Annotated in this window: 24 protein-coding genes; 12 read left to right on the top strand and 12 right to left on the bottom strand. The window is 68.0% G+C overall.

Annotated features, from left to right (window positions below; all coding sequences use genetic code 11):
- Positions 1 to 238: 238 nt before the first annotated feature.
- Positions 239 to 562, bottom strand: coding sequence for a hypothetical protein (locus tag ACMCNO_RS06720; protein ID WP_412748537.1), 324 nt, complete (start codon positions 560 to 562; stop codon positions 239 to 241).
- Positions 563 to 584: 22 nt separating this feature from the next.
- Positions 585 to 1,466: a mycothiol conjugate amidase Mca gene (gene mca, locus ACMCNO_RS06715; protein WP_412748536.1), complete on the bottom strand. Its 882-nt coding sequence runs from the start codon at positions 1,464 to 1,466 to the stop codon at positions 585 to 587.
- Positions 1,467 to 1,592: 126 nt separating this feature from the next.
- Here mca and ACMCNO_RS06710 point away from each other — a divergent pair, with 126 nt between their 5' ends.
- On the top strand, positions 1,593 to 2,012 hold the full coding sequence (locus tag ACMCNO_RS06710; RefSeq protein WP_412748535.1) for a DUF4307 domain-containing protein: 420 nt from the start codon (positions 1,593 to 1,595) through the stop codon (positions 2,010 to 2,012).
- A gap of 119 nt (positions 2,013 to 2,131) precedes the next feature.
- Entirely contained in the window at positions 2,132 to 2,626 is a 495-nt protein-coding gene (gene greA / locus ACMCNO_RS06705; protein WP_412748534.1) for a transcription elongation factor GreA, read from the top strand.
- Between the two features lie 14 nt (positions 2,627 to 2,640).
- On the opposite strand, the gene ilvA is transcribed toward greA, so the two are convergent.
- From ilvA to ACMCNO_RS06690, 3 genes are all read right to left on the bottom strand, one after another.
- Positions 2,641 to 3,870, bottom strand: coding sequence for a threonine ammonia-lyase (ilvA, locus tag ACMCNO_RS06700; RefSeq protein ID WP_412748533.1), 1,230 nt, complete (start codon positions 3,868 to 3,870; stop codon positions 2,641 to 2,643).
- A gap of 155 nt (positions 3,871 to 4,025) precedes the next feature.
- On the bottom strand, positions 4,026 to 5,390 hold the full coding sequence (locus tag ACMCNO_RS06695; protein WP_412748532.1) for an amidase: 1,365 nt from the start codon (positions 5,388 to 5,390) through the stop codon (positions 4,026 to 4,028).
- 25 nt (positions 5,391 to 5,415) lie between these two features.
- The gene (locus ACMCNO_RS06690; RefSeq protein WP_412748531.1) at positions 5,416 to 6,567 is read right to left on the bottom strand and encodes a cystathionine gamma-synthase; all 1,152 of its coding nucleotides are present in this window, start codon (positions 6,565 to 6,567) and stop codon (positions 5,416 to 5,418) included.
- 24 nt (positions 6,568 to 6,591) lie between these two features.
- Here ACMCNO_RS06690 and ACMCNO_RS06685 point away from each other — a divergent pair, with 24 nt between their 5' ends.
- From ACMCNO_RS06685 to ACMCNO_RS06675, 3 genes are all read left to right on the top strand, one after another.
- Complete coding sequence (locus ACMCNO_RS06685; RefSeq protein ID WP_412748530.1) at positions 6,592 to 7,005, top strand: HIT family protein; 414 nt, start codon at positions 6,592 to 6,594, stop codon at positions 7,003 to 7,005.
- 48 nt (positions 7,006 to 7,053) lie between these two features.
- Positions 7,054 to 7,704 (top strand): peptide-methionine (S)-S-oxide reductase MsrA, encoded by a 651-nt coding sequence (msrA, locus tag ACMCNO_RS06680; RefSeq protein WP_412748529.1) that lies wholly within the window; start codon positions 7,054 to 7,056, stop codon positions 7,702 to 7,704.
- A gap of 382 nt (positions 7,705 to 8,086) precedes the next feature.
- Positions 8,087 to 8,473 (top strand): hypothetical protein, encoded by a 387-nt coding sequence (locus ACMCNO_RS06675; protein WP_412748528.1) that lies wholly within the window; start codon positions 8,087 to 8,089, stop codon positions 8,471 to 8,473.
- Between the two features lie 357 nt (positions 8,474 to 8,830).
- Here the strand turns inward: ACMCNO_RS06675 and ACMCNO_RS06670 are convergent, their stop codons facing one another.
- The gene (locus ACMCNO_RS06670; RefSeq protein WP_412748527.1) at positions 8,831 to 9,019 is read right to left on the bottom strand and encodes a hypothetical protein; all 189 of its coding nucleotides are present in this window, start codon (positions 9,017 to 9,019) and stop codon (positions 8,831 to 8,833) included.
- A gap of 418 nt (positions 9,020 to 9,437) precedes the next feature.
- Here ACMCNO_RS06670 and ACMCNO_RS06665 point away from each other — a divergent pair, with 418 nt between their 5' ends.
- Positions 9,438 to 9,914 carry a hypothetical protein gene (locus tag ACMCNO_RS06665; RefSeq protein ID WP_412748526.1) on the top strand — a complete coding sequence of 159 codons (477 nt, stop codon included), beginning with the start codon at positions 9,438 to 9,440 and terminating at the stop codon, positions 9,912 to 9,914.
- Between the two features lie 608 nt (positions 9,915 to 10,522).
- Here ACMCNO_RS06665 and ACMCNO_RS06660 read toward each other — a convergent pair.
- Positions 10,523 to 11,839, bottom strand: a complete 1,317-nt coding sequence (locus ACMCNO_RS06660; RefSeq protein WP_412748525.1) for a hypothetical protein — start codon at positions 11,837 to 11,839, stop codon at positions 10,523 to 10,525.
- 588 nt (positions 11,840 to 12,427) lie between these two features.
- Between ACMCNO_RS06660 and ACMCNO_RS06655 the strand changes: the two genes are divergently transcribed.
- The 4 genes from ACMCNO_RS06655 (at position 12,428) to ACMCNO_RS06640 (ending at position 14,251) form a co-directional block, all read left to right on the top strand.
- On the top strand, positions 12,428 to 12,772 hold the full coding sequence (locus tag ACMCNO_RS06655; protein ID WP_412748524.1) for a hypothetical protein: 345 nt from the start codon (positions 12,428 to 12,430) through the stop codon (positions 12,770 to 12,772).
- Between the two features lie 305 nt (positions 12,773 to 13,077).
- Positions 13,078 to 13,344 carry a hypothetical protein gene (locus ACMCNO_RS06650; protein WP_412748523.1) on the top strand — a complete coding sequence of 89 codons (267 nt, stop codon included), beginning with the start codon at positions 13,078 to 13,080 and terminating at the stop codon, positions 13,342 to 13,344.
- 69 nt (positions 13,345 to 13,413) lie between these two features.
- Positions 13,414 to 13,845: a DddA-like double-stranded DNA deaminase toxin gene (locus ACMCNO_RS06645; RefSeq protein WP_412753640.1), complete on the top strand. Its 432-nt coding sequence runs from the start codon at positions 13,414 to 13,416 to the stop codon at positions 13,843 to 13,845.
- Complete coding sequence (locus tag ACMCNO_RS06640) at positions 13,838 to 14,251, top strand: Imm1 family immunity protein (protein WP_412748522.1); 414 nt, start codon at positions 13,838 to 13,840, stop codon at positions 14,249 to 14,251. The genes ACMCNO_RS06645 and ACMCNO_RS06640 overlap by 8 nt, the downstream gene beginning before the upstream one ends.
- Before the next feature lie 267 nt (positions 14,252 to 14,518).
- Here the strand turns inward: ACMCNO_RS06640 and ACMCNO_RS06635 are convergent, their stop codons facing one another.
- From ACMCNO_RS06635 to ACMCNO_RS06615, 5 genes are all read right to left on the bottom strand, one after another.
- Complete coding sequence (locus ACMCNO_RS06635; protein WP_412748521.1) at positions 14,519 to 15,220, bottom strand: hypothetical protein; 702 nt, start codon at positions 15,218 to 15,220, stop codon at positions 14,519 to 14,521.
- Positions 15,221 to 15,275: 55 nt separating this feature from the next.
- On the bottom strand, positions 15,276 to 15,491 hold the full coding sequence (locus tag ACMCNO_RS06630) for a winged helix-turn-helix domain-containing protein (protein WP_412748520.1): 216 nt from the start codon (positions 15,489 to 15,491) through the stop codon (positions 15,276 to 15,278).
- Positions 15,492 to 16,140: 649 nt separating this feature from the next.
- The gene (locus ACMCNO_RS06625; protein WP_412748519.1) at positions 16,141 to 17,121 is read right to left on the bottom strand and encodes an AraC family transcriptional regulator; all 981 of its coding nucleotides are present in this window, start codon (positions 17,119 to 17,121) and stop codon (positions 16,141 to 16,143) included.
- A gap of 358 nt (positions 17,122 to 17,479) precedes the next feature.
- Positions 17,480 to 18,070, bottom strand: coding sequence for a hypothetical protein (locus ACMCNO_RS06620; RefSeq protein ID WP_412748518.1), 591 nt, complete (start codon positions 18,068 to 18,070; stop codon positions 17,480 to 17,482).
- A gap of 15 nt (positions 18,071 to 18,085) precedes the next feature.
- Entirely contained in the window at positions 18,086 to 18,367 is a 282-nt protein-coding gene (locus tag ACMCNO_RS06615; protein ID WP_412748517.1) for a hypothetical protein, read from the bottom strand.
- 168 nt (positions 18,368 to 18,535) lie between these two features.
- Here ACMCNO_RS06615 and ACMCNO_RS06610 point away from each other — a divergent pair, with 168 nt between their 5' ends.
- Together ACMCNO_RS06610 and ACMCNO_RS06605 are read left to right on the top strand one after the other, a co-directional pair.
- A complete protein-coding gene (locus ACMCNO_RS06610) occupies positions 18,536 to 18,874 on the top strand; it encodes a hypothetical protein (protein ID WP_412748516.1) in 339 nt (112 codons plus the stop codon).
- A gap of 40 nt (positions 18,875 to 18,914) precedes the next feature.
- A complete protein-coding gene (locus ACMCNO_RS06605) occupies positions 18,915 to 20,369 on the top strand; it encodes a CHAD domain-containing protein (protein ID WP_412748515.1) in 1,455 nt (484 codons plus the stop codon).
- The last annotated feature ends 193 nt before the right edge of the window (positions 20,370 to 20,562 follow it).

Below are 20,562 nucleotides of genomic sequence, written 5' to 3'. Positions count from 1 at the left end.
TGGATCAAGGCGTCGGCGGAAAGTGGTCGGCATTCGGCGCCCCCTTCCGCGCAGGGTCGAGGGACACAAAAGCCCCCGGCGGAAGGCTAAGCCAATCCCGATGAACGCAACAGGGGTTGACGACGGACCGTTGTCGATGTTCAGACCGGACGAGATCGACCGGTCGGCCGATCGGATCCACTTGACACCGTCCACACACACCGGACCCGGCGAACGATCACAGCCGGGCGGGACGCTCTCAGGACGGGCCGTCTGCGGCGGGTGGCTGCTGACCGGGCGCGGGGTCGGGCGCCTTGGCGCGATCGCCGCCGTCCCCGCCCGGGCGGACCGGCTCGGCCGCGGGCAACTCAAGGTCGGCGTCGAGGCGCGCGATCTCGGCGTCCCGGCGGGCCGCCTCCGCGTCGCCGAACGCGTCGGGCAGGCGCTTGATGCGCTTGTTCATGTTTCGGATGAGCAGGACCGTGGCGACGATCATCAACACGATGATGAACAGGCCCATCGGCCCTGCGAGCCCGCCGGAGCGGGTGTCGCCGAAGTTGTTGACCGAAACCACGATGTTCACAGCTCAACCGTACGCCACCGGCTCAGTGGGTCTCGACCGTCTCCCGGACCCCCGCGAACAGGTCGGACTCCGGGATCGGGCTGTCGACCAGCGATCGGGCCAGCTCGAAGTCCTCGGTCGGCCAGACCTTCTGCTGCATCTCCAGCGGGACGTGGAACCAGAAGCCGTCCGGATCGACCTGGGTCTCGTGCGCCCGCAGCGCGTCGTCGCGGATCTCGAAGAACTCACCGCACTCGACCCGGGTGGTGATCTTGTCGCCCCGGTCCGGCCGGTCGTGCCACTTCTCCAGCCATTCCGCGTACGGCGACTCCAGGCCGGCCGCCAGCATCCCCTCGTGCAGCGCCAGCATCCGCGCCCGGGTCCAGCCGGAGTTGTAGTAGAGCTTCAGCGGCTGCCACGGCGCGCCCAGCTCGGGGTGGACCTCCGGGTCACCGGCCCGGTCGAAGGCGGCCACGGTGACCTTGTGGCACATGATGTGGTCGGGGTGGGGGTAGCCGCCGTTCTCGTCGTAGGTCGTCACGACGTGCGGGCGGAACTCGCGCATCAGCTTGATCAGCGGCTCTGCGGCCACCACCGGATCCATCAGTCCGAAGCACCCCTCGGGCAGCGGGGGCAGCGGGTCGCCCTCGGGCAGCCCCGAGTCGACGAAGCCGAGCCACGCCTGGCGCACCCCGAGGATCTCCCGGGCCCGGTCCATCTCCCGGCGGCGGATGTTCGCGATGTCGGCCCACACCTCGGGGCGGTCCATCTTCGGGTTGAGTACGCTGCCGCGCTCACCGCCCGTACACGTGGCGACCAGCACCTCGACACCCTCGTCGACGTAGCGCGCCATCGTGGCGGCACCCTTGCTGGACTCGTCGTCGGGGTGCGCGTGCACCGCCATCAGACGCAACTGCTCAGCCACTGGTTTCTCCCTCGACCGGGCCGCCGCACTCCAGCCCCGCAGCCGTCTGGCTCCGGACCGGCTGCGAAGATTGACGTTGTCATTCTGGCCGATACCACTGACAACTGTTGCAGGAGACGTAACACGGTGAGCGAGACGCACGCCACAGCCCCGGCGTTCCCCCCGGGCCGCTACGGGCGGCGGCGCGACGGGCGGCGCCGCCGGTTCCTGCCGGTGCTCGTGGCGGCCGTCGTGATCGCGGCCTCGGTGGCACTGTCCCTACGCCTGTACCGCCAGTACGGCGATCCGGACTACGACGCCCAGATCGTGCGCTGGACCGGCGTCACCGACTCCCGCATCACGATCGAGTTCACCGTCCGGGTGCCGCCCGGCGGCTCGGCCAGCTGCGCGCTGCGCGCCCGGGCGTACGACGGGCGCGAGGTGGGGCAGCGCACGGTGACCGTCGCGGCCACGGGCGACGCCACCACGATCCGCGCCGCCGAGACCGTCGACACGACGGCCCGGGCGTACGTCGGTGAGGTGCTGCACTGTCAGCCGCCCGGCTGACCCCCTGTCGCCGGGGGCCCCGAATCGGGCAAGATCCAACAATCCGGTCGGCACGCACACCGCTGGTAAGCTTGGTGATTCGCTCAGTTCCCTTGCCTCACACCTCAAGGAGATCGTCTGTGTCCAGTTCAGAAGCGTCGCGGACCTGGCTCTCCCAGGACGCCCACGACCGCTTGCAGGCAGAACTCGACGCGCTGATCGCCGGTCGGCCCGTGATCGCCGCGGAGATCAACGCGCGTCGTGAGGAGGGTGACCTGCGCGAGAACGGCGGCTACCACGCCGCCCGCGAGGAGCAGGGCAAGCAGGAGTTCCGGATCCGCCAACTGCAGGAACTGCTGCGCACCGCGCAGGTCGGCGAAGCACCGACGGCGGACAAGGTCGCCCCGGGCACGGTCGTCACGATCTACTTCGACGACGACCAGACGGACACGGAGACGTTCCTGCTGGGCTCCCGCGAGATCTCCTCGACCACCGACCTGACGGTGTACAGCCCCGAGTCCGCGCTGGGCAAGGCCATCCTCGGGGCCGGGCCGGGTCAGACCGTCACGTACACCGCCCCGAGCGGGTCCGACATCAAGGTGACAATCGTCACGTTCGAGCCGTTCGGCGGCTGACCGCCACAGACCACCTACGGGGTGCCGGACAGCGCCACGGCGTACCCGGCATCCCGTAGCGCGGCGATCAGTGCCGCCGAGTGGTCCGGCCCCCGGGTCTCCACCGACAGCTGCACCTCCACCTCCCCGAAGGCCAGGCGCGGGTTCTGCCGGGAATGCAGCACGTCGACGATGTTCGCCCGGGTCTTCGCGATCTCGCCGAGCAGCCGGGCCAGCTCCCCCGGCTGGTCGGAAGTACGCACCGAGAGCCGCTGGAACCGGCCCGCGGACGCCAGACCGTGCTCGATCACCCGCAGCAGCAGCATCGGGTCGATGTTGCCGCCGGACAGCACCGCCACCACCGGCGGCTCCGCCGCCACCGCGCCGCTGAGCAGGGCGGCCACCGCGGCGGCACCGGCGGGCTCCACCACCTGCTTGTGCCGTTCCAGCAGCACCAGCAGCGCCGCGGACAGCTCCTCGTCGGTGACCGTGACGACGTCGTCGACCAGCTTGCTGACATGCGCGAACGTCAGGTCCCCCGGCCGCTGCACCGCGATGCCGTCCGCGATCGTGGCGCACCGGTCCAGCTTCACCGGGGCACCGGCGGCCAGCGACGGCGGGTACGCGGCCGCGCCGGCCGCCTGCACCCCGACGATCCGTACGTCCGGGCGCAGCGCCTTGACCGCCACCGCGACCCCCGAGATGAGCCCACCGCCCCCGATCGAGGTCACGATCGTGCCCACCTCCGGGCACTGCTCCAGGATCTCCAGGCCGACCGTGCCCTGCCCGGCGATCACATCCGGGTGGTCGAACGGGTGAATGAAGACCGCGCCGGTCTCCTCCGCGAACGCCCGCGCGGCGACCAGGGCGTCGTCGACGCTGGTGCCCGCGTACTCGATCGTGGCGCCGTACCCCTTGGTGGCGGACACCTTCGGCAGCGGCGCGCCCTCCGGCATGAAGACCGTGGCGCGGATGCCCAGCAGCCCGGCGGCCAGGGCCACCCCCTGAGCGTGGTTGCCCGCGCTGGCGGCCACCACCCCGCGCCCGCGCTCGGCCTCCGGCATCCGCGCGATCCGGGTGTACGCGCCGCGCACCTTGTACGCCCCCGCGCGCTGCAGGTGCTCGCACTTGAGCCAGGTGGGCTGCCCGATCATCCGGGTCAGCGGCCCGGAACGCACCAGCGGGGTACGCCGCACCACGCCCATGAGCAGCGTGCGCGCGGCCTCGACGTCCGCGAGTTCCAGCAGGTCCATGCCACCGGTCATGGCTCGAATCCTGCCACCGGTCGCGCCGATCCCGCACGGCCGGTCCGTGGCGCAGTTGGCTACCCCGTCGCCGACGACACCCGCGAGCGGCTCCCGATCCGGGCGGGCAGCGCGCCTGGATCTCCCGCTCGCGCCGCGCCCAGCTCAGCAGGGACCTACGCCAGCACGTGCCGCCGCCACGGGTTGCGCATCTCGAACTGGCCCGCGACCGCCAGCAGCAGCAGCTCGGAGTCGGGCGGCCCGACCAGCTGCACCGCCAGCGGCAGCCCGTCCGGGCGCACCCCCACGGGCACCACGATCGCGGGCAGGCCCGCGACGTTCCACGGCGCCGCGTACGGCGCGTAGCGCAGGTTCGTCAGCACGTTGCGGCCCCACCGGGCCCCCGCGTGGCCGTCCGCGGCCGGGGGCGGCCCGGCCAGCGCCGGGGTGAGCAGGAGATCCACCCGGTGCTCCGCGAAGAACCGGATCGAGCGCGCCCGCCACCCGTCGCGCTGCTCCTGCCGGACGTATCCGCGCTGCCATGCCCACCGGCCCAGCCGCACATGCCGCCGGGTCCGCGGCTGCAGCGCCTGCGGGTCGACCCCGGCACCCTCGGCCTCCCGGTACGCGGCCGCGAACCACGTCGCGAGACCGGCCAGGTTCAGTGCGGTCGGATACACCGGGTCGGCGGTCACCGTGTCGTGTCCCGCGCCGCCGAGCAGCCGCGCCGCGACGGACACCGCCTCGCGGTTCGGCGCGTCCGGGCGGACCCCGAGGACCGGCGAACGCAGCGAGACCCCGACCCGCAGGCGCCCCGGCTCGACCAGCTTCGCGGGCTGCCGCCCGGCCAGCACGCTGAACCCGAGCGCCGCGTCCGCGACCGTGGTGGCCAGCAGACCGTGCTCGACCAGCCCGAACCAGCCGTCCACGCCGAGCTCGCGCGGGACGACACCGCTGCCCGGCTTGAGCCCGATCAACCCGCAGCAGGCGGCCGGGATGCGGACCGAGCCGAGGCCGTCGGTGCCGTGCGCGATCGGCACCAGCCCGGCCGCCACGGCCGCGGCCGCGCCACCGGAGGAGCCACCCGGCGTACGGTCCAGGTCCCACGGGTTGCGGGTGACGCCGTCCGGACCGTCCGTGGTCCCCCACAGGCCCAGCTCCGGCATGCGGGTGGTGCCCACCACGACCGCGCCCGCGCCGCGCAGCCGCCGCACCACCTCGTGGTCCTCTTCGGCGACGGCCGAGCGGATCGCCGCGCCCTGCGAGGTCGCCAGCCCCGCGACCGGGGTGTTCTCCTTGACGGCGACCGGCACCCCGGCCAGCGGCAGGTTGGCCAGGTCATCCTGCTCGTCGACCTGCTCCGCCTCGACGATCGCCTCGCCCGCGCGCACCCTCCGGAACGCCTCCAGCGACGGGTCGGTGACCGAGATCTGTTCGAGGTGGTCGGCGACGATCTGGGTGGCCGACACGTCACCGCGCCGGACCGCGCGGGCGATCTGCTTCGCCGTCGCGCCCACCCAGGTCGTCGTTAATTCGTCCATCAACGGTCTCCGTCCGGAAAGGACCCTAGCCGAGCGCCTGCTCCAGATCGGCGAGCAGATCGTCAACGGTCTCGATGCCGACTGACAGTCGCACGAGATCGGCGGGGACTTCAAGCGGGGAGCCCGCGGCGCTCAGGTGTGTCATCTGACCCGGGTGCTCGATCAGCGACTCGACTCCGCCCAGTGACTCCGCGAGCACGAACAGTTTCGTCCGGTTGCAGATGTCGATCGCCTGCTGCGGACCACCCGCCGCCCGGAACGACACCATCCCGCCGAAGCGGCGCATCTGCTTCGCGGCGGTCTCGTGGCCGGGATGCGACTCCAGGCCGGGATACAGGACACTCGCGACGGCCTTGTGGGTCTGCAGGTACGCCACGATCCGCTCGGCGTTGTCGCAGTGCCGGTCCATCCGTACGCCGAGGGTCTTGATGCCGCGCAACGTCAGCCACGCGTCGAACGGGCCGTTGATCGCGCCCATCGCGTTCTGGTGGAACGCCAGCTGCTCGCCCAGGTCCTCGTCCGCCGTGATCAGCGCCCCGCCGACCACGTCGGAGTGCCCGCCCAGGTACTTCGTGGTCGAGTGCACCACCACGTCCGCGCCCAGACCCAGCGGCTGCTGCAGGTACGGCGACGCGAACGTGTTGTCGACCGCAAGCAGCGCGTCGTACTCGTGCGCCAGGGCACCCAGCGCGGCCACGTCGGCGATACCGAGCAGCGGGTTGGTCGGGGTCTCCGCCCAGATCAGCCGGGTGTGGCCGGGCCGGAACGCGGCCCGCACCGCGTCCAGGTCACCCAGCGACACGGCCGTCCAGTCCAGCCCCCAGTTCTCCGCGACCTTGGCGAACAGCCGGTACGTGCCGCCGTACGCGTCGTCCGGGATCACCACGTGGTCGCCGGGGCGGCACACCGCACGCAGCAGGGTGTCCTCGGCCGCGAGGCCGCTGGCGAACGCCAGCCCGCGGCGGCCGCCCTCGATCGCGGCCAGGCACTCCTGCAGCGCGTCCCGGGTGGGGTTGCCCGACCGGCTGTATTCATAACCGAGGCGCGGCGATCCCACCGCGTCCTGCGCGTACGTGCTGGTCTGGTAGATCGGCGGCACCACCGCGCCGGTCCGCGGCTCCGGCTCCTGGCCGGCGTGGATGGCGAGAGTGTCGAAGCCGTACTCGTTACCCGTCATGCCGGCCAAGGCTAGTCTGCTGCCGTGCCCGACTGCCTGTTCTGCGGAATCGTGGCGGGGACCGTGCCGGCATTCACGGTCGTCGACGGTCCCGACGCGGTGGCGTTCCTGGATGTCCGCCCGGTGTTCAAGGGGCACGTGCTGGTGGTGCCGCGCCCGCACGTCGGCCAGCTCGGGGAGCTGAGCGCCGACCTGCTGCCCGGATTCTTCGCGCTGGTGCAGCGGGTGGCGCGGGCGGTTCCGGACGCGCTGGGCGCGCAGGGCACGTTCGTGGCGATGAACAACGTGGTGTCCCAATCCGTGCCACACCTGCACGCGCACGTCGTGCCGCGCACCAAGGGTGACGGCCTGCGCGGCTTCTTCTGGCCGCGCCACAAGTACGCCTCCGACGACGAGGCCGCCGACTACGCGGCCCGCATCACCACTGCCCTCGGGTAAGGATGGGGACAGGCCCGGTGTTACGCACTGCGGACGAAGGGAGTCACCGTGTTCCTGCGGAACAAGAAGCTTGAGCTGCCCACACCCGACAAGGCCCTGCCCGGACGCCTGCTGGAGATGCCGGTGGCCGCGACGCACACCGTGCTGGGAACCCCGCTGAAGGGGCCGTGGCCGACCGGGTACGAGACCGTCGTGTTCGGGATGGGGTGCTTCTGGGGCGCCGAGCGGATCTTCTGGCGTCTGCCCGGTGTCCACTCGACCTCCGTGGGCTACGCGGGCGGGACCACCCCGAACCCGACGTACGAGGAGGTCTGCTCGGGGATGACCGGGCACGCCGAGGTCGTCCAGGTGGTGTACGACCCCGCGAAGGTCACCTACGAGCAGCTGCTCAAGACGTTCTGGGAGAACCACGACCCGACCCAGGGCATGCGCCAGGGCAACGACGTCGGCACCCAGTACCGGTCGGCGATCTACACCACGACCGACGCCCAGAAGGGTACGGCCGAGGCGTCGCGGGAGGCGTTCGCGCCGGTGGTGCGGGCGGCCGGGCACGGCGAGATCACCACGGAGATCGCGCCGCTGGGTACGTACTACTACGCCGAGGATTACCACCAGCAGTACCTGTCGGACGCGAAGAACCCTGGCGGATATTGCGGTATTGGATCGAACGGCATGAGTTGCCCGGTAGGGATCGCGTAGGCCCCTGACGCAGAAGAAGCCCCGCCTCCAGAGCCACTCTGGAGGCGGGGCTTCTTCACATACGCGCGTAATTCTTCGGAAAAGCTCCCGTTCGTAGTAGATGAATACCCATTTCAGCAATAGGACTCGATGCCGGAAAGTTGTCAATACCACCTTCGCTGGCTATCCAATTTCGACAGCTATCGAGAAGTTCACCCGACCATGGTGCAATGCATCACACGAACCGGCGCCATTCAGCCGTAGCCACTCATCCCTAATCGCCGTTAAGGTGGGCTGCCAGGGCAGGTCGGGAGACGTTCTGAGCTCATGGCTCCACCAGCCTTGCTTGTGCTCATTCATTCAGGTGGAAGAATCACCCACCTTGGACTGGAGGAAATAGTATATGCGGAAAACGAAGAGGATCGCCGGAACGATCGCGGCCGGCGCGGCCGGCGTCGCGATGCTGCTCGGCGCCACCGCCGCTCCCGCCCAGGCCGCTTCGACGATCCAGGGCTGCCCGGCCGGATACGTGTGTCTCTATCCCCAGAACGCCGGCTGGAACGGCGGTCGCCCCTCATACAAGTGGTACACCTACGGTCCCCACAACCTCAGCAACCAGTTCGGAACGCACCGAATCTTCAACAACCAGGTCGCGGGCGCCTCGGCCCGACTGTGCGCCGGCTACAACGGCACCAACTGCTACAGCTGGACCATCGCGGCCGGCAAGTACGGGGACTACAACTTCACGCCAGTCAACTCGGTGATGCTGGCACCATCCCCCCTGGACTAAATAGCGAGATATGGTCCGGCCAATGCCGTGACCTGATTCACGTACCCGGTATCACCGATCTACCGGTGATACCGGGAATCGTGTGAGCGGGCGTTCGTCGCTCCCCGGCCCGCAACATGTCTTCCAGGGTTGGTCTCGCGTCGCTCGGGCTCACCTTCGGGAGGGCGAGCAAGCAGGTCCGGCCGCCCCGCCACGAGGTCCGCCTCCTCGGGACCATTCAAGGAAGCGCCTGAACATCTTGGCCGGGTCGGCGGTACTGGCCCAGGAGCGCACGGGGCGCGTCCTCGCACGGCCACTCGATACCGTCGGCCGCACAAAGCCAGAGCGGGCGTGAGGGAACATGCTCAGTCTCCGGAGTCAACTCTGTCCCTCCCAGCCGGGCCGCACGACGAGGCCGGCGTCATTGATGCGGGCGCGGCCGGTGGCCGGCACCAGGGGAGGGAACTCGTCGCTCTCCTCGGTGGCCCACGCCGGCCGGCGGTCCAGGTCACGCCGGTTGCGGGTCGCGACCATGTCATGAGCGACCCGCTCGGCCCAGTCAGTCATTCGCCCTCCCTTTCGCGTTGAGAGAGCGGACCGGCCCGGCCTCGTGGCAAGCGGACCGGCCCACTCAGAGAGGACGATGTTCGTCACGGAGCGGATGAGCCGGACGACCTGATGGCTTCTGGTGTCCGCATTGATCCGACTTCAGGAGCAGTTCCCAAAATGCCTCACGGGTCGTCACCCACCAAACAGATGTGTTGAAGCCGAAATCACCACTTCTGCCTCATCGGATGCCTTCTCGACACCCAGGGATGTCAGTCGGTTCGGGGTGCGCTGGGTCGCGGGAGTTGACTCGTGTGGTCATTACCGCCATTGCGGGCTGCCGCTACGGTGCTGCCAGGGCGGGTCGGAGGAATATTTGCACTCCTGCGCGGCGGACATGATGTCCGGCCGAATCTCGCCACTGACAAGGAGGTCAGTTTTGATCGCACGTTTCAAGGCTGGATTCGGTAGAAGCACGGTGGCCAAGGCGCTGGTGGCGGCGCTCGTCGGCACTGCGGCAGTGTTCGGAATCTCCACGCCAGCACAGGCCAGCAACTGTCCTACGCCGCAGACCGTAGGGGGCTGGGCACTGCCCAAAGGGGCGTACATCTGCCAGTTGGGCTATTCCACTGTGATGTACGACGGCCGGATTCACGTCTTCCTGGTCGGCACGGACTGGACGATCTACCACACCTGGCAGACAGCCCGCAGCGCTCCGTTTGTGAACCACTGGACGAGCCTGGGAGGCAAAGGCATAAGCGAGGTTAAGGCGTACGAGTCGACGTACCTCAGCCGCAAGATCCTTGAGGTCAATGTGCAGGGTACGGACGGTAACTGGTGGTGTAAGGATTACAACTACCGGGTCGTGGGTGGGTGGTGGCCAAGCCAGACGGGCTGGAGGCGCTGCAACTTCTAGTCGTGCTGTCCGGCGGTCCGCAGCGGGCCGCCAGACAGCCCCTGTCCATACTGGCCGGACGTCGCAGGCGCGACGAGCCGTACGCCTCATGATCTCCGGAGGCGTACGAAGGTAACGGATTGAGTCGTTGTGATGTTTCGTAGACCCTTGAACACTGGGCTGGCGTTTCGTGAACACTGGGCTGGCGTTTCGGTCTAGCGCGATGATCATTCAGCTGCGCAACGGTGTCACAAGGCGGACCGCCGTTTCCATAGGTCTGGACGCCCGCGACACGCCCGATACAAACAGTAAGCCGCACTGGTAGCCGCGGCGCTCGCCAGCGACCTCTATGCACGTACAGAGCCCGAGACGCCATGCCGCTTCGGTGTGGGAGGGCGGCCTGCGGGGGTCACCCCCCAGGGGTCCTCACCATCGGTAACGGAAAGGCTGAGCATCACGCGAGGAAGGCCGTCGGGTGGCGCCGTCACGGGCCGCGTTGCCGCGTTCCGTCGAGGATGCAGCGAAACACCAACTATCGACCGTCCGTGTCGGCCTTCCCCTGAACCAGGCGGCACAGTGCCGACCGCGGTGCTACTTTGATTGAAGGTCGCTACGTGAGACGTCGCGCGCTACGCCAATGAGCTAGTGAAGATTCCTTCCGACTTCTCCAACAGCCTTCCAACGTCGGCCATGCCCCGTTTACGGAACGGCGAAACCATCTGCCGCATCGTGGCGACGGATTCAACTATTCGAGACGACTGAATGCCACTCATGCGGTCCAAGGCGTTCCACCATGTGTGACACGCTCGTTCGATGTGTCCACCCGTGCATTGCGCCTCCGCGAGCCAGGCTGACGTTAGTGCGTATATCCGTGGCTTAGTGGTCGGGTCGAGATGATGGCGCAGCGTCTGAGTGAAGTGCTCCTCAGCTCCGGCGAAGTCACCCAGGTCAACTAGCACCTTCGCAACGTGGTTGTGAAACTGGCTAGCGTTTGCGCTGTGCATACCGGTCCAGTTCGGACGCTCGTCATCTGCCTTCACCTGTGCCATCAGCGCTTCCGCTCGCGCGATGGTCTGAATGGTTCGACGGCGGTCGCCCTGCATGGCCTGAGCTTTCGCCAGTGTTAGCGTAAAGATCGCCTCGGTGTGTTTGTCGACCTGTCCCCTGGCGCGAGAGACAGCGGCATAGGCCAGGTCTGCGCAGTTCGTAACATGACCCATGTCGTATGCCTGGTGCGCCAAGATGCGCATTGCATAGGCTGCCTGCCCGTCGTCACCCGAGTCCCGGGCAAGCTGGTATGAGCAGAGGTAGTACCGTTGCGCCAAGCCTTCCTTCCTCAGGTCGTGGGCCTTCCAGCCGGAAAGATAGGCCAACTGTGCAGCCTCGCTTAATACGGCTTTATGCACGGCGCCGGAGCTTCGCGCGCGACAATAGGCCGTGACATCCGTGGCCAGGTATTCGAGCACTGCAGTACGTCCGAATCCACCACCCAGCTTCTCGTCTGCCCGGTTGAAGGCGGCGGTAACGTCGCGTACTGCTTCGACCTCTGGCCAGCCAATAGAGCGACCCCGGAACGCGTGTTCCGCACGTTCGGCAAGGATGTTCTTGTAGGTCAAGGGTAAAATCAGGGCCCCGAGGGAGTAGACCGCGCTGCTCAGCACCTTTCTTCGATCGACATCCGCGCGCCCTAATGCCGCTAGCGCTGTTACGGGATCGTCGGGTAGGCGCGCGAGATCGTACGTTCCTTCGACCGTGTAACCGATATCGACCGGGTGGATTCGACGGCCGAGCCGCCGGGAAAGAGCTTCCGCGATATAGGCGATCGTCCGAGGGTTCGGTTGCCCACCCTTCAACCAGTGGGTCACCAATGACTTATTGGTCCGCAGCTTTTCGCCGTGCTCGGCCGCTAGGCGGTTAACGGAACGGGCGAATGCCTCGTGCGTCATCCCAGTTTGGGCTAGCAATTCCCGAAACCGCTCATTGCTACCGCTCGCTTCCCCCACGACCCTGCCCACTTTCGATCATGGCCCGTTTAAACGATTAAACCTCTTACCCTGTCGCGCTCGTCGCGCTTGCGCGGTTCCACCGTCCAAACTATACGAGGTCGACCGAGAAGCCGCAGGAGCTGACCCTGACGGTTACCCCATGTCAACCCCTCGTTCAAGATCAATACCAGGTGGGAGCCGCAGCCGTGCTAATCGCTTCATTGATTTCAGGTGCGATGTTCGTCGGCCTGCTGACAGGCCTGTTCGCGTTCAAGGTCAAGAACCGATGGTGTCCCGAGTGTGGTCGCGTGCTGCGCTGCCCCGAAGGGCACGACCGTGCAGCGGCGGCCGTGGTAGCCCGATGACGAAGCGTGGAACCACGTCAGCGCTCCCGCTTCCCAGGCGGGTCCGTGGGGCGTCGTTGCCTCCGAAGCTTCGGGCGGTAGGGCGGGCCGCAGTGGCCTACCCGCCTGAGCCGGCATCGCTGGAACGCCTGCTCACAGCGTTGCGGGCGTGGGAGCCGGGGCGTATAGACGCGGCGGTGCGGTCGTGAGCGTCCGCACCCGCCGGGATTGGCGGTCCGTGTCGTCGGATCGGGTGACCTACGGCTGCGAGTGGGCCGGACGCACAGGCGGGCGTGAGGCGGAGACGTTCGTGGTTCACCTCACCGTGTCCGCGTACGGGCGGGGCGCGGCGCCCGACTTCGCCCGCAAGCTTTGCGACACAGTCGAAGACGAGGTCGGTGCACTGAATGCGGACTTGACGACCGTGCCTTTCGAGGGTGATCCGCTACGGCAATGGCGGGTGTACTGCGACAAGCAGTTGACCGGTGAGGCTGGCGCCAGGTGTGCGCTCGAAGACGGCCACGCCGGACAGTGGGGTGGCCCATGGTGACCGACCGGCCGCGACCCGGCGTTACGCTGCGCCTGGCGGACGAGGACTACAAATACGGCGTCGGACCGATCGTGTGTCAGGTCGAAACGGTTATAGCTATGCGACTACAGCGACGATTTGACGTGGTGGCGCGTGTTCGGGAAGTGCGCGAAGGGCACGCCCGAGCATCACGGCGGCTGGCAAGGCCGTGAACTATACATACGCGAGACAGCGTTCAAGCAAACGATGCGCGGCTGAGTTCAGCATTTAGCGCGTTTCGGCGGGTCATACGCGCACACCCTTATTGTTTCGGAGGAGGGTTCATCATGTCCATGGCGGAAAGCGCTGGGGCGGTATTCCAGCTCGCCGAGAACGGGCTACCTGCGCAAAGCCTCGCAGCGTTGAGTGAGGAAATCAACGAGACGGTCAACCGCATCATGGCGGTTGTCGGCGACACCCAGAACGATTACATCATGGGTGCTTACCAGCAGCTTCAGGCGGCGAAGGAAGATGTCGAGCGTGCGCGCGCCGCCGTAGAGGGTTGCCGGGAGTCGTTGCGATCTTATGCGGGTTGGGTTCTTGGCGGGGCTTGAGGAGCTGGCGGTAACGGCGGGCCAAGCCGCGAGCCGCCAACAGGGCAGCAGTCCCCAGGCCGGTCCGATATCGCGAATATCATTCGTGATGTTGCTGCACGGCTGCGAATCCCTCCCAGGGCCAAGGTCGCGGGCATTGCGGTAGATGACAAGGGTATTCCGCTCCATCGTGAGCCGATTGTCAACGGCGCAAATGGACAAGTGGTCGACAACGCCGCGACACTTCTGCGGGAGGCTCGGCCTTGGAACATGGAGAGCAATATTGCGCTGACCCATGTTGAGGGCCACATTGCGGCACTCATGCGTAAGCGGGGTTCCCCGCAACGCGTCAATCTGGTCCTAACCCGTGATCCGTGCGACGGCCCGTACGGCTGTGATGAACGATTGCCCGATATGCTTCCTGTAGGTTCAACCCTCACGATATACGTCCGCGAGGGCGGTCAGCTCAGACTGTTCAAGACGTACGCCGGAAACGGAGAAGTGGTTCTGCCCGATGACTGACTTCAAGGTTCAGTGGGACAACGGCAAAAAGATCGTGCCAGTCGCTACGGTCGAACAACTCGACGCTGCGCTTGATCAGGTCGAGAAGGAACGAGGTCCGGACGGCCTGGTCTTCGTCGTTGACATTACGAACGGCGAATTGTTGGGGCGCGTGCCTATCGGACTTCACATGACTGTCGGGCACCCCGTCAGGAACAAGGTCATCTGGATGGGGTCGGGTGATGGGATCGGTTACGAGCCTGAACTAGAACCGTGGCACGGAGAAACCATCGAGTTCGACTATGGACACATTCCGACCGAGGAACCACCCGAGTACCTTCGTGTGACGTCTGCGAAGGCACGCGAAGCAGCCCGTGAGTTCATTCGGACCAACGAGCGGCCGACCTGTCTCGCTTGGCAGAAGTAGACGACTGCGCCCGAGTCTGCTGCAGAACTTCGGGTCCGGGTACCGGCTGAGCAGACGCAGCAGGCCCCCGCCCTGCGATGGCGGGGGCCTTTCGCGTGCCGACTCACGGGGTCGCAGCGGGCCTGCTTCTTGGGTCGGGTTGGGTCAGTTTGAGCGAGGCCCAGTCAAAGTCGACTCGTCGGGTGACGGCACTCCACGGGTCCGCTCGGGTCGGCCGGCCGCCCTTCGCGGAGGCGCGTCGGATGGTCAACTCGCGGAGGTCGGGGTCTACGGAAACTCTGTGTCCGGCGGCGCCGGTGGCAGAGTCAGCGGCAGGGGCGGATCGATCCACTCCGTCAGATCGAAGACTTCGTCGCAGTAGTCGTCGTCGATTGCAAGACGTTCTTCATCGTGAAGTTGCCCCTCACGTATCCTGGCGAATAGCTCTTGGACCAGGCCAGCACCGACGCCATAGATGGCTTGACCGCTCGCTTTTAGTAGCGGCACTTGAAGTCCGTACCGCGTTTGAGTTCTTGCCGCTTGAACGTAGATCCGGCACTTTCTAGCCGGCTGGAACATGAAACCGGTAAGCGTGTAGACATTGCTGAACCAGGGACAGTCGCTGCCGCGGGTCAGCAGGACGAGTAGGCGGAAGAGTTCCTGGTGTGCGCCGACCAGGGGCGGCAAGGCGTCTAGCTCCGTTGCGGACACTGGCGCAACGGTGTTGTTGTGGCTGTCTATCTGCTCGGCGCCATCAGATATGGTTGCCGCGTGCACCATGGCAAGTACGGCGGTGTCGGCGAGGCGTGGTGAACCGCCTGCAGAAAGTTCATTCAGGTCGAGCTCGACCGCGATGCCAGATGCCATGTCGGCCTCTGTGCTGACGGCAATCCGAGCTCGTCGCTCATCGACTCGGACCACGCCTCGAAGAAGCGGATCCAATCGTGCCGGACCTGGAGGTGCGACCACGTACGGCAGCAGGTTGGCCAAGAGTTGACCGTAGACGTGGTCGCACTGCTCCGAGTTCAGCATGATTGACGGATCACTACTCGCGGACGAACACGCCGACGCCCGGCAGAGTTTCCGTGATCTCCTTGACCCTCAGGATCTGCATCGCTCGATCGATGACGGGCTCTGTCACCTCGTAGTGCGCGATCAGCTCCCTGCGGCTGGGCAGCCGGGAGCCAGGCGGAAACTCGCCAGCGGCGATCCGCTTCTGAAGGTCGTCTGCGATCTCTTCGTATCGGTAGCGCGGCGGCACAGGTGATCTCCTCGGTTGGCACTTCCGAGTAGACCACCAACAACTAGCCCTTGACTACCCAACGCTAGGTGTGGGAGGTTGTCAGCGGGTCAGCTCGGTTGGCGCTCGGGAGGATCCAGACAGCGTGGCCGGATGAGGCTGGTCCGGCCCGTGGTCGAGGCGAAGGCCCGGAGCAACCATGATGCTCCGGGCCTTCGTCTGCCCACTCTGCCCCATGCCGGCACGGTCAGTGTCTGCCGACACCGCCGACGAGCACCGGCGCGGGCGGCTCACATATCCAACGGCTCGTCCCGGTTCACTGCAGGGGATTTCAGCGTGGTCCGCGCGCTGCGGGCCGTCTCCCGGATCGGCTTCGCCTGGCCGGATCGGGAAGCGGGCCGGTTGCCTGGATGGCGGCGAGTGTTGCCGCGTCCTCGATCTTCCAACCTTGAATCACGACGCTGCCGTCCTCGTCGTCAATCCACACCGTCGGCGAGCCACCATCAGGGCTGCCAGGATCCTTGCCAATAGACCGTAGCGACATCCTGAGTGCCCCGGGTCCTTTGTAGGCGCGACGTGTGCAGTGCGCGGGACGCTGCTCAGCGCATCAAGAAGTGGCGCGCGAACCGGACAGACGGACTTCGGTCTTGGGTGAGTCACTGGATGGTCTCTAGTGATCCAGCGTGCGTAGGGGTGATCGCCCGTAGGTGCGGTGGTAGGCGGCCGTGAACTGGCCGATATCGGCGTAACCCCAGTGCGCGGCGACCTGGGCAACGGTGGTGTTGTCGTCGGGGGCGGCGGCACAGAGTTGCCGGTGGGCGCGTTCGAGCCGGACCCGACGCAGGTAGGCCGCGGGGGTGGTGTCCAGGTGGCGGCGGAAGGCGCGCCGGACCGCACGGACCGTGACGCGGGCGGCGCGGGCGACGTCGACAAGGCTGATGTCGACGTCGGCGTTGGCGTCGATGAAGCCGACCGCCCGGGACAGCGCGGTGGGGGTGGCGTCGGTCCGGTCGCCGGGGTGCGGCTCGGTGATCCAGGTGTTGGGGAACGTGGTCAGCATGGTCGCGGCGAGCAGGCGGGTCGTCGTACCGGCCAGCAGTGGCTGGGCCATCGCCTCCGGAGTTGCCCGCAGGCCGTCGGCGACGTAGTCCGCGACCTGTAACCAACGTCGTGCGGCGACCGGATCGGCAGGCCGGGTCCCGGTGAAGTGCAGCCGCCCGAGGTCGTCGTCGGGGCGATTGCGGGCGACCTCGGCGGCGGCCGTCGTCGGAATCAGGACGGGGTTCGTCACGGAGCGGATGAGCCGGACGTGGAACGTCTCGTCGGGCTGGCCGTACACGGTGAGATCGCCAGGCCCACACCGGTCGTCACGGTCGAGGTCGATGCGCATCCCACGGCGTACCAGGGTGACCGCGAGCACCGGCAGCGGTTGCAGACGGTAGTCACCGGTCATTGAGTGCTCAAGGGTGTCGACGTGGAACGGGCCGGGTCCGAGCCGGACGTGGCGACAGTGGTAGCCGGCGCGGTCACCACCGAGCCAGGTGATGTCGCCGAAGGCCGCGCTCAGGTAGGCGTGTGCCAGGTCGGGGTCAGTCGTGTCGAACTCGACGCGGTGCCGGTCCGGATCGTCGACGATCTCCGTGGCTGACACTCGGCCGCCTCCTCGGTGTTCAGGCGCCAGGAGCCGGGCTGAGTGGCGGTCGTAACTCGCGGTCGGCGGTGCCTAATCGGTACGGCGGGGAAACGGCGCAGTTGGGCGAGCCGTCGTTCAGTTCCACTGTGCTACCTCATGCTGAAGCCCGGTAGGGGCGGAGGAAGTCGACATGACCGCGTACCCGATCGTGTCCGACTTAAACCTCGCGGGCACAGAACGGCCTTGCTGCGGCGGGTCAGGAACGCGGGGCATCTCGTCAGGCCCTGTCCCGAACGGCAGGTCAGGCCCGATCGGTGTCAGCCGGGCGGCCGGGTCCCGGTCCGGGCGCTGTTTCGGGCGCCCGGACCGGGACGGGTCACTTCAGTGACTTCAGCGTGGTCCGCGCGCTGCGGGTCGCCTCGCGGATCGGCTGGACCTGGCCGCGGATCGCGTCGCCGTCCGGTCCGGGCGCGATGGCCAGCAGCTTGTCCACCTGGCCGGTCAGCGACTGCTCCACCGCGTCGAGTTTGGCCTGGTCGACGCCCGAGCGGCCGTCCAGCTTGGCGACCACGGCCAGCTCGGTGTCGATCGCCTTGGTGAGCCGGACCTTGGGCCCGGTCAGGATGAAGACGCGGAAGTCGTTGACCATGCTCTGCGCGTCCGCCTTGACCGCGGCCGCGGTGGTCTCCCCGGCGACCTTGGTGCGCAGGGCGGTGAGCCCGGCCCGCTGGTCGTCGATCAGCTTGTCCAGCGTGGTGCGGTGCGCGGCCTGGACCTTGCCGGCCTTGCCCAGCGTGCCGTCGAAGCGCTGCAGCGCGGCGAGACGCTTGTCGATCCGGGCGGTGACCACCGTCTTGGCCTTGTCGAGGGGCTTGTCCGCGACGTCGGCGCGGGCGGGCGCCCCGGCGACGAGGGTGACGGCGAGCGCGGCGGCGCCCACCACAACGGTACGGGGGATGCGGTTCATCGGTGTCCTCATCTCTCAGTCCTGGTCTTCGGCCGGCTGCTGGTCGCTGGACAGTTGCCGGTCGACCTCGTCCAGCAGGCCGTCGACGTCGGGGCTCGGCTCGGCGTCTTTCGGCTCGGCGGCCTGGGTGCGTGTCACCCGCGCCGTCGGGGATGGCACGGAGGCGGCCGGGGCCGCTTTCCGGGTCGTGGCCGCCGGCTGCTCGGTGGTGGCCGGTTCGGCCGGCGCACGGTGGCGGGCGCAGCCGCCGACCAGCAGCACGGTGGCCGCCAGCGCGATGGCGAGGGTTCGTCTCATGACCGAGGATCCTGGGCGGGCCCCGTCAGCGGTTCGCGAGCGGTTCGTAAGGATCCGGTCAAGCCGAACTCACCACCCGTGTGGGCGAAAATGATCGACACCCCCCGAAGCTCAACCGACACTGGTAGCTGCGGACAAACCAGGAGGTTGCGCCACCGGAGGGGGCACATGACGGAGTTCATGATCAACGAGGACGACGACACGGACGAAGCGATCACTTGGACGCTGGCCGAGTCCCTCCTCGAGAAGGCGCGCGCCATGATGCAGGAGGCGGAGACGGCCCTCGATTCGTTCGTGACCGGCAAGGAACTCAACCGGCAGTTGTGCTCAAGCCGGGGGATCGGCGAGTCGGACGCGGAGATCCGCTGGAACAACACCGCCAAGGCCCGCAAGGCTCTCGCGGACACCACGTTCAACACCACCCAGGCCACGATGTACTACGGCGCCGCCACCGCGAACTACTCCCGCGCCCTGTACCTGCGCAGCCATCGCCGCGAGCCGGTGTGAGCCCTGTGCCCGGAGCGTCCCGGCAGGCAAGATAGACAGAATGGAGAGCGCCACTGAAACCGAGCGCAAGTACGACGTCCCCGCGGACTTCGAGCTGCCGCCGCTGACCGGTGTCGGCGGCGTGAGCCGGACGAGCGACGCCGAGACTCACGACCTCGACGCCACCTACTTCGACACCGAAGATCTCAGGCTCGCGCGGCACCGGCAGACTCTGCGGCGGCGCACCGGCGGCTCGGACGCCGGCTGGCATCTCAAGACGCCCGGCGACGGCGCGAGCCGCACCGAGCACCGGCTGCCGCTCGACGCGGGCACCGACGAGGTGCCCGGCCCGCTGCAGGCGGAGGTGCGGGCGATCGTGCGGGACCGCGCCCTGCGCCCGGTGGCCCGCCTGCGCACCCGGCGGCTGGAGACGCCGCTGTGCGACGACGACGGCCACACCCTCGCGCTGGTCGCCCAGGACACGGTCACGGCCGAGACCGACGCCGGCCGGCAGCGCTGGCACGAGCTGGAGGTCGAGCTGGTCGACGGCGGCAAGAAGGTGCTCAGCGCGGTGGAACGGGCGCTGCTGGCGGCCGGCGCGACCCCCGCCGGCGGGCCCTCGAAGCTGGCCCGCGCGCTCGGCGACCGGCTGCCCGCCCCCGCCAAGGGCGGCGACGGGCGGCCCGAGCCGGTGCTGGCGTACGCGCGGGCCCAGCGCGACGCGATCGAGGCGTACGACCCGGGGGTGCGGCGGGGCGAGGCCGAGGCGGTGCACAAGATGCGGGTGGCGACCCGGCGGCTGCGCAGCACCCTGCGTACGTTCAAGGCCTGGTTTCCGCCGCAGACCGCGAAACCGGTCACCGACGAGCTTAAGTGGCTGGCCGACCTGCTCGGCGAGGTCCGCGACGCCCAGGTGCAGTCGCACAAGCTGCTGGCGACGGTGGATCGGGAAGGCTCGGAGTTCACCGCTGTCGCGCAGCGCATCCGGGACCACCTCGCCGACGCGGAGACCCGTGGCCGGGCGGCGCTGACCGAGGCCCTCGACGGCGAACGGTACCTGCGCCTGCTCGACGTCCTGGACGCCCTGGTCGACGCGCCCGCGGGCAGCGGGGACGACCCCCGGCGCCGGGTCCGCAAGGCGCTGAAAAAGGCCGACGGGCTGCTCGACCAGGCCCACGCGGACGGGGTCGACGCCGAGCTGCACGACGCCCGCAAGGCATACAAGCGGGCCCGGTACGCGGTCGAGGTGCTCGCCCCCGGCGCGGGCAAGACCGGCGCCAAGCTGGTCGACAAGCTGACCGACCTGCAGGACGTGCTCGGGGCCCACCAGGATTCCGTGGTCGCCCGCGAGCTGCTGCGCGAGCTGGCCGACGCCGCCCGCAGCGCCGGCGAGGACGGCTTCCCGTACGGGGTGCTCCACGCCCGTCAGGAGCGGGTCGGCGACGACACCCTGGCGCAGCTCCCCACCGCCGAGGCGGCGTCACGCCGCCGCAAGCTGCGCCGCTGGCTGGGCTGACCGCCCGGCTCGGTAAAACCGTTGTCGAGCCCGGGCGCCGTGACTAAATTGGGCGTACACGCGAAAGGAGGTGATCCCGACGTTGTATAGCTACGGGACTCGTGAGGTGGCTGTCCGCTAGGCCGCTGTCCTCGACAGCAGTGCGACACCCATGTCGAGACCGTGTGGCAGCGGTCCCGGCCGAATACCAGAC

The organism is Krasilnikovia sp. M28-CT-15 (assembly GCF_047159595.1).
GTDB lineage: Bacteria > Actinomycetota > Actinomycetes > Mycobacteriales > Micromonosporaceae > Actinoplanes.
The sequence above is the reverse complement of the archived record's forward strand: the minus strand, read 5'-3'. Positions and strand labels throughout refer to the sequence as shown.

Bases quoted from the DNA above. Each gene is read 5' to 3' on its own strand.
- ACMCNO_RS06695 (WP_412748532.1), bottom strand. From the start codon at position 5,390: ATGGACGAATTAACGACGACCTGGGTGGGCGCGACGGCGAAGCAGATC.
- ACMCNO_RS06605 (WP_412748515.1), top strand. From the start codon at position 18,915: ATGGAGAGCGCCACTGAAACCGAGCGCAAGTACGACGTCCCCGCGGAC.
- ACMCNO_RS06670 (WP_412748527.1), bottom strand. From the start codon at position 9,019: ATGACTGACTGGGCCGAGCGGGTCGCTCATGACATGGTCGCGACCCGC.
- ACMCNO_RS06610 (WP_412748516.1), top strand. From the start codon at position 18,536: ATGACGGAGTTCATGATCAACGAGGACGACGACACGGACGAAGCGATC.
- ACMCNO_RS06675 (WP_412748528.1), top strand. From the start codon at position 8,087: ATGCGGAAAACGAAGAGGATCGCCGGAACGATCGCGGCCGGCGCGGCC.
- ACMCNO_RS06650 (WP_412748523.1), top strand. From the start codon at position 13,078: ATGTCCATGGCGGAAAGCGCTGGGGCGGTATTCCAGCTCGCCGAGAAC.
- ACMCNO_RS06660 (WP_412748525.1), bottom strand. From the start codon at position 11,839: ATGACGCACGAGGCATTCGCCCGTTCCGTTAACCGCCTAGCGGCCGAG.
- ACMCNO_RS06620 (WP_412748518.1), bottom strand. From the start codon at position 18,070: ATGAACCGCATCCCCCGTACCGTTGTGGTGGGCGCCGCCGCGCTCGCC.
- ACMCNO_RS06615 (WP_412748517.1), bottom strand. From the start codon at position 18,367: ATGAGACGAACCCTCGCCATCGCGCTGGCGGCCACCGTGCTGCTGGTC.
- ilvA (WP_412748533.1), bottom strand. From the start codon at position 3,870: ATGACCGGTGGCATGGACCTGCTGGAACTCGCGGACGTCGAGGCCGCG.
- ACMCNO_RS06690 (WP_412748531.1), bottom strand. From the start codon at position 6,567: ATGACGGGTAACGAGTACGGCTTCGACACTCTCGCCATCCACGCCGGC.
- ACMCNO_RS06640 (WP_412748522.1), top strand. From the start codon at position 13,838: ATGACTGACTTCAAGGTTCAGTGGGACAACGGCAAAAAGATCGTGCCA.